Below are 14,071 nucleotides of genomic sequence, written 5' to 3'. Positions count from 1 at the left end.
AAGGCACTTTTCGTGCGTAACACCACCAAGATCACCGCCGCTGTCCTCACCGCCGGAGCCCTCGCCCTCGGGCTCACCGCCTGCGGCTCCGGCTCGGACTCCGGTTCCGCCAAGGCCGACGCGAACGCCACGCTGACGGTCGCCGCCACCCCCACCCCGCAGGGCGAGATCCTCACCTACGTCAAGGACCACCTGGCGAAGAAGGCCGGCCTGAAGCTGGAGGTCAAGGAGTTCACGGACTACGTGACCCCCAACACCGCCGTCCAGCAGGGCCAGGTCGACGCCAACTACTTCCAGCACAAGCCGTACCTCGACGACTTCAACAAGAAGAACGGCACCGACATCGTGCCGGTCCCCGGCGGCACGGTCCACCTGGAGCCGCTCGGCGTCTACTCCAAGACCGTCAAGAAGCTGGACGACCTGAAGAAGGGCGCCACCGTCGCGCTTCCCAACGACACCACCAACGAGGCCCGCGCCCTGAAGCTGCTGGAGGCCAACGGCGTCATCAAGCTGAAGGCGGGCGCCGGGTACGACGCGACCCCCAAGGACATCGCCTCCAACCCGAAGAACCTCCGGTTCAAGGAGCTGGAGGCGGCCCAGCTGCCGCGCTCCCTCGGTGACGTCGACGCCGCGGTGATCAACGGCAACTACGCCCTCGAGGCCAAGCTCAGCCCGGCCAAGGACGCCATCGTCGCCGAGTCCGCCAAGGACAACCCGTACGCCAACTTCCTCGCCGTGAAGAAGGGCAACGAGAACGACCCGCGGGTCAAGAAGCTCGTCCAGCTCCTCACCTCGCCCGAGGTGAAGAAGTTCATCGAGGACAAGTACGACGGCGCGGTCGTCCCGGCGTTCTGATCCGCGCGACAGCCACCCGCACGACGCACGGTGTCCCCGCCCTCACCGGGCGGGGGCACCCCCACGCCGTTCGGGCGGCGAGGGAGGACCCCGTAGTGCGGTTCAGTGCTTTCATGCTGCATGCTGGGCAGTTGAGCAGGCCCTGACGGTTCTTCCGAAGGTTACGGAGCGGCGCATGAACAGCACCTTCCCCAACATCTCCATCAGCACGGAGCGGTTGGTGCTGCGTCCCCTCGAGGAGGACGACGTACCCGCCCTGGCCGCGATGATGAACGACGAGCAGGTCGCGGCCTGGACCGACGTCCCCCAGCCCCTCACCGAGGACGGCGCCCGCACCTGGATCAACGAGTACGCCCCCGCCGAGCGCACCGCGGGCCGGGGCCTCGACCTCGCCGTCACCGAGTTCCTCACCCAGCGGCTGGTCGGCACCGTCCAGCTCACCAAGGCCGACTGGCACGTGCGGTCCGCCGAGCTGTCGTACATCGTCGCACCCTGGGCACGCGGAGAGGGCTACGCCGCCGAGGCCGCGCTCGCCACCGCGCAATGGCTCTTCGGCGACCAGAAGTTCGAACGCATCGAGCTGCGCACCGCCGCCGACAACACCGCCTCCCAGCAGGTCGCCCAGAAGATCGGCTGCATCAGCGAGGGCGTCCTGCGCAACGCCTGCATAGCGCACGTCCGCACCGAGGACGGCACCTGGACCGACCTGCGCACGGACTTCATCGTGTGGAGCCTGCTGCCGGAGGACCTGGAGGGCGCCGGCGAGCAGCTCGCCGAGTCCGGCGGCTACACCTCCTTCCCGGAATGGAACTGAACCGCCCGGACCCGCGGGCAGACCCGCCCCGCCCCACCGCGCGTCCGGCAGCCCCACCGGGTACGCTCGCGGAACACGCTTTCGGGCGTCCACACACCGACGACCTGCGCAATCCTGGAGACTGACGACGATGGCCGACCGGGTCACGGTGATCGGCTGGGACGGTTCGCCGCTGACCGACGCGGCACGCGGCGCCCTGGGCGCCGCCACCCTCGTGGCAGGCGCGGCCCACCACCTGGCGCTGCCCGAAGTACCACGTACCGCCGAGCGCATCCGCCTCGGCAGCGTCGCACTCGCGGCCCGCCGTATCGCCGCCCACCGCGGCACCGCGGTGGTGTTCGCCGACGGCGACCCGGGCTTCTTCGGGGTCGTACGGACCCTGCGCGCACCCGAGTTCGGCCTGGAGGTCGAAGTCGTCCCCGCCGTCTCGTCCGTGGCCGCAGCCTTCGCCCGCGCCGGAATGCCCTGGGACGACGCCCAAGTGGTCGTCGCACACAAGCGCACCCTGCGACGCGCGGTGAACGTGTGCCGCGCCCACGCCAAGGTCGCCGTACTCACCGCCCCCGGCGCCGGACCCGCCGAACTCGGCCTGCTCCTCGACGGGGTTCACCGCACCTTCGTCATCTGCGAGGAACTCGGCACCGAACGCGAGCAGGTCACCGTCGTCACCTCCGACAAGGCCGCCGACCACACCTGGCGCGACCCCAACGTCGTCATCGTCATCGGCGGCCGGGGCGGCGCCGAGGGCGGCGGCTGGATCGCCGGGGACGACGCAGGCCACGGGCCGCGCGGCTGGACCCAGCCCGCCGAGGCCTACGGCGGCGGACTCGGCGAAGGGGAGACCGATCTGCTCCGGGCCGCCCAACTCGCCCACCTCGGACCGTGCGTCGGCGACCTGGTGTGGGACATCGGCTGCGGCAGCGGCGCCTTCGCCACCGAGGCCGCGCGCGGCGGCGCCGCCGTCATCGCCGTCGACCGGGACCCGGGGGCCTGCGCCCGCACGGAGTCGGCCGCGCACCGCTTCGGCGTCCGGACACAGGTGGTCCATGGCACCGCCCCGTACATCCTGGAGAACCTGCCCGAACCGGACGTCGTCCGCGTCGGCGGCGGGGGAGCGGCCGTGGTCTCCGCGGTCGCCGACCGGCGTCCGCAGCGGATCGTCGCCCACGCCGCGACCCGGGACGCCGCCGAACTCATCGGCCGCGCCCTCACCGAGCACGGATACCGGGTCGACTGCGCCCTGCTCCAGTCGGTCGCACTCGACACCCGCGCCTGGACCGAGACGGAGCGCAGCGTCGTGTTCCTGCTCAGCGCCGTACTTCCCGAGAGTGCCCCGTGATCGGGTTGTACTACCGCGCGCGGTAAGCTGGTCGATTGTTGTACCGCACCGGGTGGTCCGGAAGTTCGTTCGTCAATGTCCGGAAAACCCACCCGATTCAGGGCGGGTGTGGTACGGCGGAACCGGAGAACGCGCGACGTGGCGCAGTCCACAGCGGGCTGTCGCGGATCACGCTGTCACGGCGGCCGGACGACCGCGAGAATGCCACTCAATGGCTTTGTCGCCTTTTCCGGGCGGGTTGTTCGTGCCGCACGGCGCGGACGCTCGTTCTTCACTGGGGGCGGTCGGTGCGCCGTTCCGGGTGAGCTGGTCGTAGGAGCACTAAACCGATGGGCGAGGGGTACGCATGACCGACACCGGCCAGGTCCCGGGCGAGGGACTGCCGGAGAGCGCAGGCATGGTGGAGCAGCCGGGCGTTCCCGCGCACGGTGCGTACGCCTACCTCTCCGAGGCTCCCGCCAGGGACGAAGACCTGCTGCTGCCGGGCTCCCACGGAGCGTGGGGCCACGAGGTGTCCCCGCCCGCCCCGGAGCCGGTCCTCGAAGCCGTCCACCAGCCGGGCCCGCACGAGACGGCCGGCCGCGACACCGGCTCGGTCGACCTCGGCGGCGTGCGGCACCCCGACCCGACGGCCACACCGCCGGCCGGGATCCCCGCGGCCGTGCCCCCGCGCCGGCCACTGCACCTCGGCCCGCCGATTCCCGACGCCTCCGCGAGCCCGGTCCGCTCCCTGGCCGACCGCGGCCCCGCGGACGCGCCGGTCCGCCGGCCCGGACCCCCCACGGCGGGCCCCGAGTACCTCGACGTCCCGCAGACGCGCGAAATGGCCCCGCAGGGCGCCGCGCCCTGGGGCGCCCGGCCCACCGTGATGGCCTCTCCGATGCCCGCAGGGGCGGGCACCCCGGGCACGGCAACGCAGCCGGTCGGCGCGGCCCCGTACGTCCCGGACACGAGCCACACTCCCGCGGACGGCCAGGGTGCGCTGATCGCCCAGGCCCCGACCGGCGGCCCGACGCAGGAGGCGGGACCGGGGTCGGAGGGCGCCGGTATCCCTGTGCCGGTGGACGCGATCGAGGCTGGCGGTGCGCCTGAGGGTGGGTCAGTCCTGCCCGGGGGCGCCGTGGCCGGAGGTGCTCCCGCGGGTCAGGTACCGGGTGCGGGGCCGGAGTCGGAGGGCGCCGGTGTTGTGGTGCCTGAGGGTGGGTCAGTCCTGCCGGAGGGCGCTGTGGCCGGGGGCGTCCCGGGTGCGGGGCAGGTGCCGCAGCCGGAGGGTGCCGCGGTTGCGGTGCCTGAGGGTGGGTCAGCCCAGCCCGAGGGCGCCGTCGCCGGGGTTGTTCCGGACGCGGGTCAGGTTGCGGCCGGGGAGCCCGGGCCGGAGGCCGCTGTTGCCGCGGTCGCCCCGGACGCGGGCCAGGTGCCGGACGCGGGCCAGGTGCCGGACGGTGGACAGATGCCCGAGGCCGGACCGGGTCCCGAGGTTGGCGGCGTGGTTCCCGCTGCCCCTGTTCCGGTGGCCGGGGCGGTGCCGTCCGGGGCGGCCGAGCCCGCTCCGGACGCCGCGCAGATGACGGAGGGCGTGCAGGCGCCCCCGACCGGCGAGGCCCCTGAAGCTGCGGCCGAGGCGGTGCAGGCGGGTGGACCCGCCGACGCCGTGGCCGCCGACGAGACGACGCACACGACCGGAACCGGCCCCGAGGGCGCACAGGCCGAGCCGACGCCCGTCCACGCCCCGGAAGCGGCCGCCGAGCAGACCGCGCCCGCCGAGGCCGTGCAGGTTCCGGCAGCCGCGGGCGACACCGCCGAGGTCACCGTGGCGGCGGGCCAGCCGGCCGAGGCCCCCCAGCCGCCTGCTCGGACCGCCGACGCCCCCGAGGCCGCGCCCGTCGCGGCGGCGCCCGCCGAGGCCACCGTCACGCCCGTCCCCGTCACGGAGCAGCCGGAAGCGCCCACGGCCGCTGAGGCCGGCCCGCAGGACGCGGCCGGTGCTGCCACCGTGCCTCCCGCGGATCACATCGCGGACCCCGCTGTCCAGGATGCGGACGCACCCGCGCCCGTCGACGCCGCCGTCCCGGCCGTCGCCCCCGGAACGGCCGGGCCCCGGCTCGCCGAGCCGGACGCGACGGCGCCCGTGGACCCGGCCCCGGGCGACCACACCCAGGGCGCGCCCCTTCACCCCGGCGTCCCCCTTCAGCCCCACCCCGGCCAAGCCCTCGGGGAGTTCGTGCCCGTCGAGGGGTCGGTGCCCACCACTCCGCACCTGGCCCCGACCCCGCCGCATCCCATCGCCGTCCCGGCGGACCAGCTCGCCTCCGGGGAGCCCGTCGCCACGGTCCCCGCGCCGCGCGACGGCGACGCCTCCGCCGTGTCCTGCGAGGAGTCCGCCCCCGAGGCCGTCCAGCACGCGGACGACCTGGACACCCACGGCGCCGACCCGGAGGAGACCCGGGAGGAGAACGCGGCCGAGGAGCCGGAGGCACCGAAGCCCACCGGACCGGCCGCGCCCGGCTACGCCGAGGCCGAGCGCGAGGCCGTGCTCAGGGTGATGCGCGAGCGCCGCGACATCCGCAACGGCTTCCGCGCCGACCCCATCCCGCACGAGGTGCTGCGGCGCGTCCTGGAGGCCGCTCACACGGCACCGTCCGTGGGCCACTCGCAGCCCTGGGACTTCGTCGTCATCCGCTCCGCCGAAACCCGGCAGGCGATGCACGAGCTGGCGGTGCGCCAGCGCGACGCGTACGCCAAGTCGCTGCCCAAGGGCCGGGCGAAGCAGTTCAAGGAAATGAAGATCGAGGCCATCCTCGACACCCCGGTGAACATCGTCGTCACCGCCGACCCGACCCGTGGCGGCCGGCACACCCTGGGCCGCCACACCCAGCCGCAGATGGCGCCGTACTCCTCCGCGCTCGCGGTCGAGAACCTCTGGCTCGCGGCCCGCGCCGAGGGCCTCGGCGTCGGCTGGGTGAGCTTCTTCGACGAGCGCGAGATGGTCCGCGTCCTCGGCCTGCCCGAGCACCTGGAGGTCGTCGCCTACCTGTGCGTGGGCTACGTCGACGAGTTCCCGGACGAGCCCGAGCTGATGCAGGCGGGCTGGTCCAAGCGCCGCCCGCTGTCCTGGGTCGTGCACGAGGAGACGTACGGCCGTCGCGCCCTGCCCGGCGAGGACCCGCACGACCTGCTCGCCGAGACCGTCGCGCAGATCCGCCCGCTGGACGCCAAGGCGCTCGGCGAGGCCTGGGAGCGGCAGAAGCGGATGACCAAGCCGGCCGGCGCGCTCGGCATGCTGGAGATCATCTCCGCGCAGCTGTGCGGGCTGTCCCGCCAGTGCCCGCCGCCGATCCCCGAGCCCGCGGCCGTCGCGGTCTTCGCCGGCGACCACGGCGTGCACGCCCAGGGCGTCACGCCCTGGCCGCAGGAGGTCACCGCCCAGATGGTGGCCAACTTCCTCGGCGGGGGAGCCGTCTGCAACGCCTTCGCCACCCAGGTGGGCGCCGAGGTCTGCGTCGTCGACGTGGGCGTCGCCGCCGACCTCCCGGCCACGCCGGGCCTGGTGCCCCGCAAGGTCCGCGCGGGCACCTCCGACATGACCGCCGGTCCCGCGATGACCCGTGAGGAGGCCAAGCAGGCCATCGAGGTCGGCATCGAGACCGCCCGCGACCTGGTGGCGGCCGGGAACAAGGCGCTCCTCACCGGTGAGATGGGCATCGCCAACACCACGGCGTCCGCCGCCCTCATCTCCGTCTTCACGGGCGCCGATCCCGCCGAGGTCACCGGCCGGGGCACGGGCATCAACGACGAGACCCTGGCCCGCAAGACCGACGTGGTCCGCCGCGCCCTGGAGCTGCACCAGCCGGATCCGGCCGACCCCATCGGCGTGCTCGCCGCGATCGGCGGCTTCGAGCACGCGGCCATCGTCGGTCTGCTGCTGGGCGGCGCCTCCCTGCGCACGCCGGTCATCCTGGACGGCGTCAGCGCGGGCGCCGCCGCCCTGGTCGCCCGCGCCATCGCCCCCGAGGTGCTGGCGGCCTGCATCGCCGGCCACCGCAGCGCCGAACCGGGCCACGTCGCCGCCCTCAACAAGCTCGGTCTGCGCCCCTTGGTCGACCTCGACCTGCGCCTCGGCGAGGGCACGGGCGCACTGCTCGCCCTGCCGCTGGTGCAGAGCACGGCCCGAGCGATGCACGAGGTGGCCACGTTCGACTCGGCGGGAGTCACAGAGAAGTAGCCCACGCGGCCTCGGCGGTAAACGCCCACACCCACGGCCCGCCCACCACGGCACCGGCACGGTACCCACATCCGCCCCGGCCCAGCCGCGGTGGCGCCCGTGGGCCCGCACCCGGTCGCGCCGGGGCGGTGCGCAGGGCCTGTACCCGACCGCACCGAGGCGGTGTGCGTGGGCCCGTGCACGGCCGCGCCGGGGCCGTGTTCCGGGCTCGCGCTCGGGCCAGCCGCGGTGGTGCCCACGGCCCACGTCCCGCACCCGGCCTTGCCACGGTGGTTGCCCAAAGGCCCGTACCGGCCTGTGTCGGGGCGGTGCGCAGGGCCTGCCTGTACCCTGCCCCGCCGGGGCGTTGCGCGTGGCCCGTACCCGGCCGTGCCGTGGTGGTGCTCCCGTACCGGACCGGGTCGCGCCCGGGCGGTGCCCCGGCCCGCACCCGGCACCGCCGCGGCCGTGCCCACGGCCAACTTCCTCCACCCAACCATGCCGCGGCCGTGCCCACGAGCCACATGCCGCACCCGCCCCGCCGCCCAACCTCCGGACGTCCGGTCCGCCGCACCGTTCGACCGCGTAAAATCCGCACGTCAGGGCTACCGCACCGCCGCCGTTAGAGGAGCTCGCCCCATGGCCGAACACCCCGCCTACCCCGTAGGCCTCCGCCTGACCGGCCGTCGTGTGGTCGTCCTCGGCGGTGGGCAGGTCGCCCAGCGCCGCCTCCCGGCGCTCGTCGCGGCGGGCGCGGACATCGTCCTCGTGTCGCCCGGGGCGACCCCCTCCGTGGAGGCGATGGCGGACGCGGGCGAGATCAGCTGGCGGCGGCGGCCCTACGAGGACGGCGACCTCGCCGACGCCTGGTACGCCCTGATCGCCACCAGCGACCACGACGCCAACACGCGCGCCTCGGCCGAGGCGGAGCGCCTGCGCGTGTGGTGCGTCCGCTCCGACGACGCCGACGCCGCGACCGCCTGGACCCCGGCCACCGGCCACAGCGAGGGCGTCACCGTCGCGGTGCTCACCAACAGCGCGCGCGGCCGCGACCCCCGGCACACCGCGGCCATCCGCGACGCGGTCGTGGAGGGCCTGCGCGACGGCACGCTGGTCGCCCCGCACCACCGCACCCGCACCCCCGGCGTCGCCCTGGTCGGCGGCGGCCCCGGCGACCCGGACCTCATCACGGTCCGCGGCCGCCGGCTGCTCGCCGAGGCCGACGTCGTCATAGCCGACCGGCTCGGCCCGCGCGACCTGCTCGCCGAACTCCCGCCGCACGTCGAGGTGATCGACGCCGCGAAGATCCCCTACGGCCGCTTCATGGCCCAGGAGGCGATCAACCAGGCCCTCGTCGAGCACGCCAAGCAGGGCAAGTCCGTGGTCCGGCTCAAGGGCGGCGACCCGTACGTCTTCGGCCGGGGCATGGAGGAGGTCCGGGCTCTCGCCGAGGCCGGCATCCCCTGCACGGTCGTCCCCGGCATCTCCAGCTCCATCTCGGTCCCGGGCGCCGCCGGCATCCCGGTCACCCACCGCGGGGTCGCCCACGAGTTCACCGTGGTCAGCGGGCACGTGGCACCCGATGACGAGCGTTCCCTCGTCGGCTGGCCGTCCCTGGCCGCGCTCACCGGCACGCTCGTCGTCCTGATGGGCGTCGACAAGATCGGCCGGATCGCCGAGACGCTCGTGGCCCACGGCAAGTCCCCCGACACCCCGGTCGCCCTGGTCCAGGAAGGCACGACGGCCGCCCAGCGCCGGGTCGACGCCACGCTCGCGACGGTCGCCGAGACCGTACGCGCGCAGGACGTCAGGCCGCCGGCCGTCATCGTCATCGGCGAGGTCGTCGCGGTGGGCCCGCGAACCGACACGTGACCCCCGTCCGCCCGCCCCATCACCAGGACAAGGCAGTAACACCCGTGGCCGAACTCATCACCGTCGACGACCCCGACGACCCGCGCCTGCACGACTACACGGACCTGACCGACGTGGAACTGCGCCGCAGGCGCGAGCCCGCCGAGGGCCTGTTCATCGCCGAGGGCGAGAAGGTCGTCCGCCGGGCGGGGGACGCCGGGTACGAGACGCGCTCGATGCTGCTGTCGGCGAAGTGGGTCGACGCGATGCGCGACGTCATCGACGAACTCACCGCACCCGTGTACGTGGTGAGCCCGGAACTCGCCGAACGGGTCACCGGCTACCACGTCCACCGCGGCGCCCTCGCCTCCATGCAGCGCAAGCCGCTGCCCACCGCGGCCGAGGTGCTGCGGACGGCCCGCCGGGTCGCGGTCATGGAGTCCGTCAACGACCACACCAACATCGGCGCCATCTTCCGTTCCGCCGCCGCCCTCGGCATGGACGCCGTCCTGCTCTCCCCGGACTGCGCCGACCCGCTCTACCGCCGCAGCGTGAAGGTCTCCATGGGCGCGGTCTTCTCCGTGCCGTACGCCCGTCTCGACACCTGGCCGGGCGGCCTTGAACCGGTGCGCGAGGCCGGTTTCACCCTGCTCGCCCTCACCCCCGACGACCAGGCCAGGACGCTGGACGAGGTCGCCCCGCACCGTATGGACCGGGTCGCCCTGATGCTCGGCGCCGAGGGCTCCGGCCTGTCCCCGCGAGCCCTGAAGGCCGCCGACGAGTGGGTCCGCATCCCCATGGCGCACGGCGTCGACTCCCTGAACGTGGGCGCCGCGGCCGCGGTCGCCTTCTACGCGGTGGCGACAGGCCGCCCCCAGGAGTAGACCCGGCCCGACGAGCGGGGGCCGTGCCACGTCCGACCGGCCCAGGCCGCTACCGCCGCCTACGCCCGCCCCCGCGGGGGTGACTCCACCGCCTGCGCGTGCGCCTGCCGCTGGTCCCGGGCGCCGTCGCCGCCCAGTCCCCGCGAGGGTCCCTGACAGCCCTGTGCCGCCGCGATGCCGAGGGCGACCAGGAGCGTCACCACCACGAACACGACCAGACGCTGCCGCAGCAGCCGCGGGTTGGCGGGCCGCAGCCCGCCCGACGTGCCCCGCGGGCCCGTCCGTCCGGTGCCGTCACGCCGCACCGGACGGCTGCCGGTGCCCGAGCGTGAACCGCCCCGGGACTGCGGCGCCGGACGCGGACCGCCGCCCCGGGACCCGCCGCCCGTGCGGTACGACGCGCCGCCCCGTGACGGAGGGACGGGAGTGCCGGGGGAGGAGCCCGGCGGGCGCCGCCGGGCCCGCCCCTGCTCGGTGTGACCGGGACGCTGCCGGCCCGGGTGGCTGTCGACCAGGGAACCGGTCGACCGGTCCGCCTCCGCCGCACGCGGCGCGGGCGCCCGCACCTCACCCAGGTCCTGTGCCTCCCGCGCGGCGATCTCCTTCAGCCGCAGCGACAACTGCAGCGTGCTGGGCCGCTCCTCGGGATCCTTCGCCAGACACGCCCGGACCAGCGGAGCGAGCGCGTCCGGCACCCCGTGCAGCTGCGGTTCCTCGTGCACCACGCGGTACAGCATCACCTCGGAACTGCCGTGCCCGAACGGCGAGTCGCCCGTGGAGGCGTACGCGAGCGTCGCCCCCAGCGAGAACACGTCGGTGGCCGGAGTGACCGCCGCGCCGCGCACCTGCTCCGGGGCGAGGAAGCCCGGAGAGCCGACCGCGGTGCCCACGTGCGTGAGCGTGGAGGCACCGGTGGCCCACGCGATACCGAAGTCGATGATCCGCGGCCCCTTGGGCGACAGCAGGATGTTGGAGGGCTTGAGGTCCCGGTGCACCACCCCGGCCTCGTGCACGGCGACCAGCCCCTCGGACAGCGCGGCCCCGACCGCCGCCGCCTCCGCCGCGCCCAGGGCGCCCTCCTCGGCCACCTTGTCGTGCAGGGAGGGCCCGGGCACGTACTGCGTGGCGAACCACGGCCGGTCCGCCTCCAGGTCCGCGGCCACCAGCCGCGCCGTGCACCCGCCCCGGATCCGCCGCGCCGCCGAGACCTCGCGCGCGAACCGCGACCGGAACTCCTGGTCCTCCGCCAGATCCGGCCGGATCACCTTCAGCGCCACTCGCTGGCCCTTCCGGTCGGAGCCCAGGTAGACCACGCCCATCCCGCCCGCGCCGAGCCGTCGGTGAAGCCTGAACGAGCCGACGACGCGCGGGTCCTCGCGCCTCAGGCGCATCATCGCCATGTTCATCCCCGCTGCCCGGTCCCTGTGACGAGCCACAGCTTACGTATCCGGGACCCCTGGCGCGCAGAGGCCGCGCCCTCTCGACCCGATCGATTGTCCGCGCGGGACACCGGATTTGACGGCCGGTCAACGCGACTTGGAAGGGCCCTCCTTGGGTGTTCCAAGATCCCCAACCACCCGCCGGCGGAAGGATGTTGGACCAGTGCCGGAAGGCGGCGGGTGCGGGTGGCGGACGACCCCCGCCGCCGGGGGGAGCGGGCCCCGCACGGGGGAGCGGCCAAGGTGAGCGAAGTCACGCAAAGCGGGTGCGTATCCTCCGGCGGCCGGTGAGGGCGGCGGTGCCACGGGCGACCCCTCCGGGAAGACCCCGAGCCCCGGAGCGACGTCTCCACCCAGGGGAGTACTCCCCAGCTCACGGCTCATCCTCCGGGAGGCCCCCCAATCGGTACGAGGGCATGACGTCCCGGATGCGCCGCGCACCTAGATTTGAGGTCAAGCGGCGGGTGCGGCACTCGTCCCCCGAGGTCAAGCACCCGCCGCTGCCAGAGACAACCGAGACGGTCAGGAGAGGGACCATGGCCCTGACGGCACCGCGGACACTGCTCCGCACCCAGGAGCGCCTCACGCGCCCCCGTCGTACGGGCCGCCGCCACCCCCTGGTGGCGACGCTGATGGCCCTTCCCCTGGCGGCCCTGCTCCTGCTCGTCTTCGACGGCTGGAACACAGTGGCCACACAGGCGTCGTCCGTGGGTGTGATGCTGGGGCGCTGAGCGGCGACCCCAGGCCCGGAAGAGCGGTCCGGGCGGGGACATCCCACCCATGAAACCCCGTGGGGACGGGGGTGCGGCGGACGGCAGAATGCCGGCGCAGCTGGGGAGCTGCGCCGGCATTGCTTTGTGCCCGGACGGCCCGGCCGCCGGTACCAGGAACGACGAAGCCCCCGGCCGTACGCGACGGCCGGGGGCTTCCGGTGTGTGGACGATACTGGGATTGAACCAGTGACCTCTTCCGTGTCAGGGAAGCGCTCTCCCGCTGAGCTAATCGTCCTCGGGACCAGGATCGTGGATGGGGACCACGGGCCCTGTGCGCGATACTGGGATTGAACCAGTGACCTCTTCCGTGTCAGGGAAGCGCTCTCCCGCTGAGCTAATCGCGCGGGTAAGGATCTTCGGCAGATCCAGTGGACGATACTGGGATTGAACCAGTGACCTCTTCCGTGTCAGGGAAGCGCTCTCCCGCTGAGCTAATCGTCCTTGGAGGTGGAGACGGGATTTGAACCCGTGTAGACGGCTTTGCAGGCCGTTGCCTCGCCTCTCGGCCACTCCACCAGGAGTACGGGGGACCCGGGAGATCCCCTCTTCCTGCGAGCGGACGACGAGGCTCGAACTCGCGACCTCAACCTTGGCAAGGTTGCGCTCTACCAACTGAGCTACGTCCGCCTGTCGTTTCGTTCCGCTTGCGCGGCCCGGCGACGTGTTGAACTCTAGCGGATTCCCGGGCCAGCACAAAAACGCGTTTGCGCAGCGTGCTGCGCCGCGTCCGCCCGGCGACCCGGCCGGGAGACCGGAACGACACGCCCGGACGGCCCCGAGCGGCACCCGCCATAGACTCGACGGCGTGCTCGACCTGCCACCTCTTGCCCGTTTCGGCGACCGTGTCGCCACCGGCCTGACCGATGTCACCAGCGATCCCGCAGCCCTGGACTCCAGCGGTTTCTGGGCCGTCGCCGCGGACTACGAGGGCCGGCTGACCTGCGCCCGCTTCCGTGACGTACGGGAGGAGGCCGTACCCGCCCCCGTCCCGGGCCGGTGGCGCGGCCCGGCGGCCGGCGACTGGACCTCTTCCCTCGACCGCGCCGCATACACGGCGGGCGTGCGCCGTATCCGCGAGCACATCGCGGCCGGCGAGGTCTACCAGGTGAACCTCTGCCGCGTCCTCGGCGCGCCGGTCGCCCCCGGCGCCGACGTGGACGCCCTGACCGCCGTACTGGCCCGCGGCAACCCCGCCCCGTATGCCGGAACGATTCGCCTGCCCGGGCACGGGGTGGAGATCGCCACCGCGTCCCCCGAGCTTTTCCTGCGCCGCGACGGCCGGACGGTCGAGTCCGGCCCGATCAAGGGCACCGCCCGCACCGAGGCGGAACTCCTGGCCAAGGACTACGCCGAGAACGTGATGATCGTGGACCTGGTCCGCAACGACATCGGGCGCGTGTGCGCCACCGGCAGCGTCACCGTCCCCGACCTGTGCGTCGTCGAGAAGCACCCCGGACTGGTCCACCTGGTCTCCACGGTCCGCGGCGAACTGTGCGACGGCGCGGGCTGGCCCGAACTGCTCGACGCCGCCTTCCCGGCCGGCTCGATCACCGGAGCCCCCAAGTCGAGCGCCCTGCGGATCATCGACGCCCTGGAGGCCGCCCCACGCGGCCCCTACTGCGGCGGCATCGGCTGGGTCGACGCCGACCGCGGGACGGGCGAGCTGGCCGTCGGCATACGCACCTTCTGGATCGACCGCGCCGCCGGCGCGCCCGTCCTGCGTTTCGGCGCCGGCGCCGGGATCACCTGGGACTCGGACCCCGAGGGCGAGTGGCGGGAGACCGAGCTGAAGGCGGCCCGGCTGCTCGCGGTAGCGTCGGGCGCGTACGAGGAAGCGTACGAGGAAAGTGGAGAGTGACTGCGGCGGTGCCGTGCCTGTCCGGGGGACGACCCCCTGACCCCCGGCCGAAGCGAC

General features: G+C 74.0%; 9 protein-coding genes and 5 tRNA genes. 8 read left to right on the top strand and 6 right to left on the bottom strand.

Going from position 1 to position 14,071, the window contains the following annotated elements:
• The first annotated feature begins 12 nt into the window (after positions 1 to 12).
• The 6 genes from ACIP4X_RS15250 to ACIP4X_RS15225 all read left to right on the top strand — a co-directional run bounded on the left by ACIP4X_RS15250 (position 13) and on the right by ACIP4X_RS15225 (position 9,944).
• On the top strand, positions 13 to 855 hold the full coding sequence (locus tag ACIP4X_RS15250; RefSeq protein ID WP_358736062.1) for a MetQ/NlpA family ABC transporter substrate-binding protein: 843 nt from the start codon (positions 13 to 15) through the stop codon (positions 853 to 855).
• Positions 856 to 1,030: 175 nt separating this feature from the next.
• A complete protein-coding gene (locus tag ACIP4X_RS15245) occupies positions 1,031 to 1,669 on the top strand; it encodes a GNAT family N-acetyltransferase (RefSeq protein WP_401348673.1) in 639 nt (212 codons plus the stop codon).
• Positions 1,670 to 1,799: 130 nt separating this feature from the next.
• Positions 1,800 to 3,008, top strand: a complete 1,209-nt coding sequence (gene cbiE / locus ACIP4X_RS15240) for a precorrin-6y C5,15-methyltransferase (decarboxylating) subunit CbiE (protein WP_358736058.1) — start codon at positions 1,800 to 1,802, stop codon at positions 3,006 to 3,008.
• Between the two features lie 346 nt (positions 3,009 to 3,354).
• A complete protein-coding gene (cobT, locus tag ACIP4X_RS15235) occupies positions 3,355 to 7,230 on the top strand; it encodes a nicotinate-nucleotide--dimethylbenzimidazole phosphoribosyltransferase (protein ID WP_401348670.1) in 3,876 nt (1,291 codons plus the stop codon).
• 618 nt (positions 7,231 to 7,848) lie between these two features.
• Positions 7,849 to 9,081, top strand: a complete 1,233-nt coding sequence (gene cobA, locus ACIP4X_RS15230; RefSeq protein WP_401348667.1) for a uroporphyrinogen-III C-methyltransferase — start codon at positions 7,849 to 7,851, stop codon at positions 9,079 to 9,081.
• Positions 9,082 to 9,125: 44 nt separating this feature from the next.
• Positions 9,126 to 9,944 (top strand): RNA methyltransferase, encoded by an 819-nt coding sequence (locus tag ACIP4X_RS15225; protein ID WP_358736052.1) that lies wholly within the window; start codon positions 9,126 to 9,128, stop codon positions 9,942 to 9,944.
• 59 nt (positions 9,945 to 10,003) lie between these two features.
• Here the strand turns inward: ACIP4X_RS15225 and ACIP4X_RS15220 are convergent, their stop codons facing one another.
• Positions 10,004 to 11,350, bottom strand: a complete 1,347-nt coding sequence (locus ACIP4X_RS15220; protein ID WP_358736051.1) for a serine/threonine-protein kinase — start codon at positions 11,348 to 11,350, stop codon at positions 10,004 to 10,006.
• Between the two features lie 569 nt (positions 11,351 to 11,919).
• Here ACIP4X_RS15220 and ACIP4X_RS15215 point away from each other — a divergent pair.
• Entirely contained in the window at positions 11,920 to 12,114 is a 195-nt protein-coding gene (locus ACIP4X_RS15215) for a hypothetical protein (protein ID WP_100567830.1), read from the top strand.
• Between the two features lie 205 nt (positions 12,115 to 12,319).
• Here the strand turns inward: ACIP4X_RS15215 and ACIP4X_RS15210 are convergent.
• From ACIP4X_RS15210 to ACIP4X_RS15190, 5 genes are all read right to left on the bottom strand, one after another.
• Positions 12,320 to 12,391, bottom strand: a tRNA-Val gene (locus tag ACIP4X_RS15210).
• 37 nt (positions 12,392 to 12,428) lie between these two features.
• A tRNA-Val gene (locus tag ACIP4X_RS15205) sits at positions 12,429 to 12,500 on the bottom strand.
• Positions 12,501 to 12,525: 25 nt separating this feature from the next.
• Positions 12,526 to 12,597, bottom strand: a tRNA-Val gene (locus tag ACIP4X_RS15200).
• Between the two features lies 1 nt (position 12,598).
• Positions 12,599 to 12,672, bottom strand: a tRNA-Cys gene (locus ACIP4X_RS15195).
• A gap of 38 nt (positions 12,673 to 12,710) precedes the next feature.
• Positions 12,711 to 12,783 (bottom strand) — tRNA-Gly (locus tag ACIP4X_RS15190).
• Positions 12,784 to 12,961: 178 nt separating this feature from the next.
• On the opposite strand from ACIP4X_RS15190, the gene ACIP4X_RS15185 reads away from it, so the two are divergent.
• A complete protein-coding gene (locus tag ACIP4X_RS15185) occupies positions 12,962 to 14,014 on the top strand; it encodes a chorismate-binding protein (protein ID WP_358736049.1) in 1,053 nt (350 codons plus the stop codon).
• The last annotated feature ends 57 nt before the right edge of the window (positions 14,015 to 14,071 follow it).

Source organism: Streptomyces sp. NPDC088817 (genome assembly GCF_044750345.1).
Classification (GTDB): domain Bacteria; phylum Actinomycetota; class Actinomycetes; order Streptomycetales; family Streptomycetaceae; genus Streptomyces.
The sequence above is the reverse complement of the archived record's forward strand: the minus strand, read 5'-3'. Positions and strand labels throughout refer to the sequence as shown.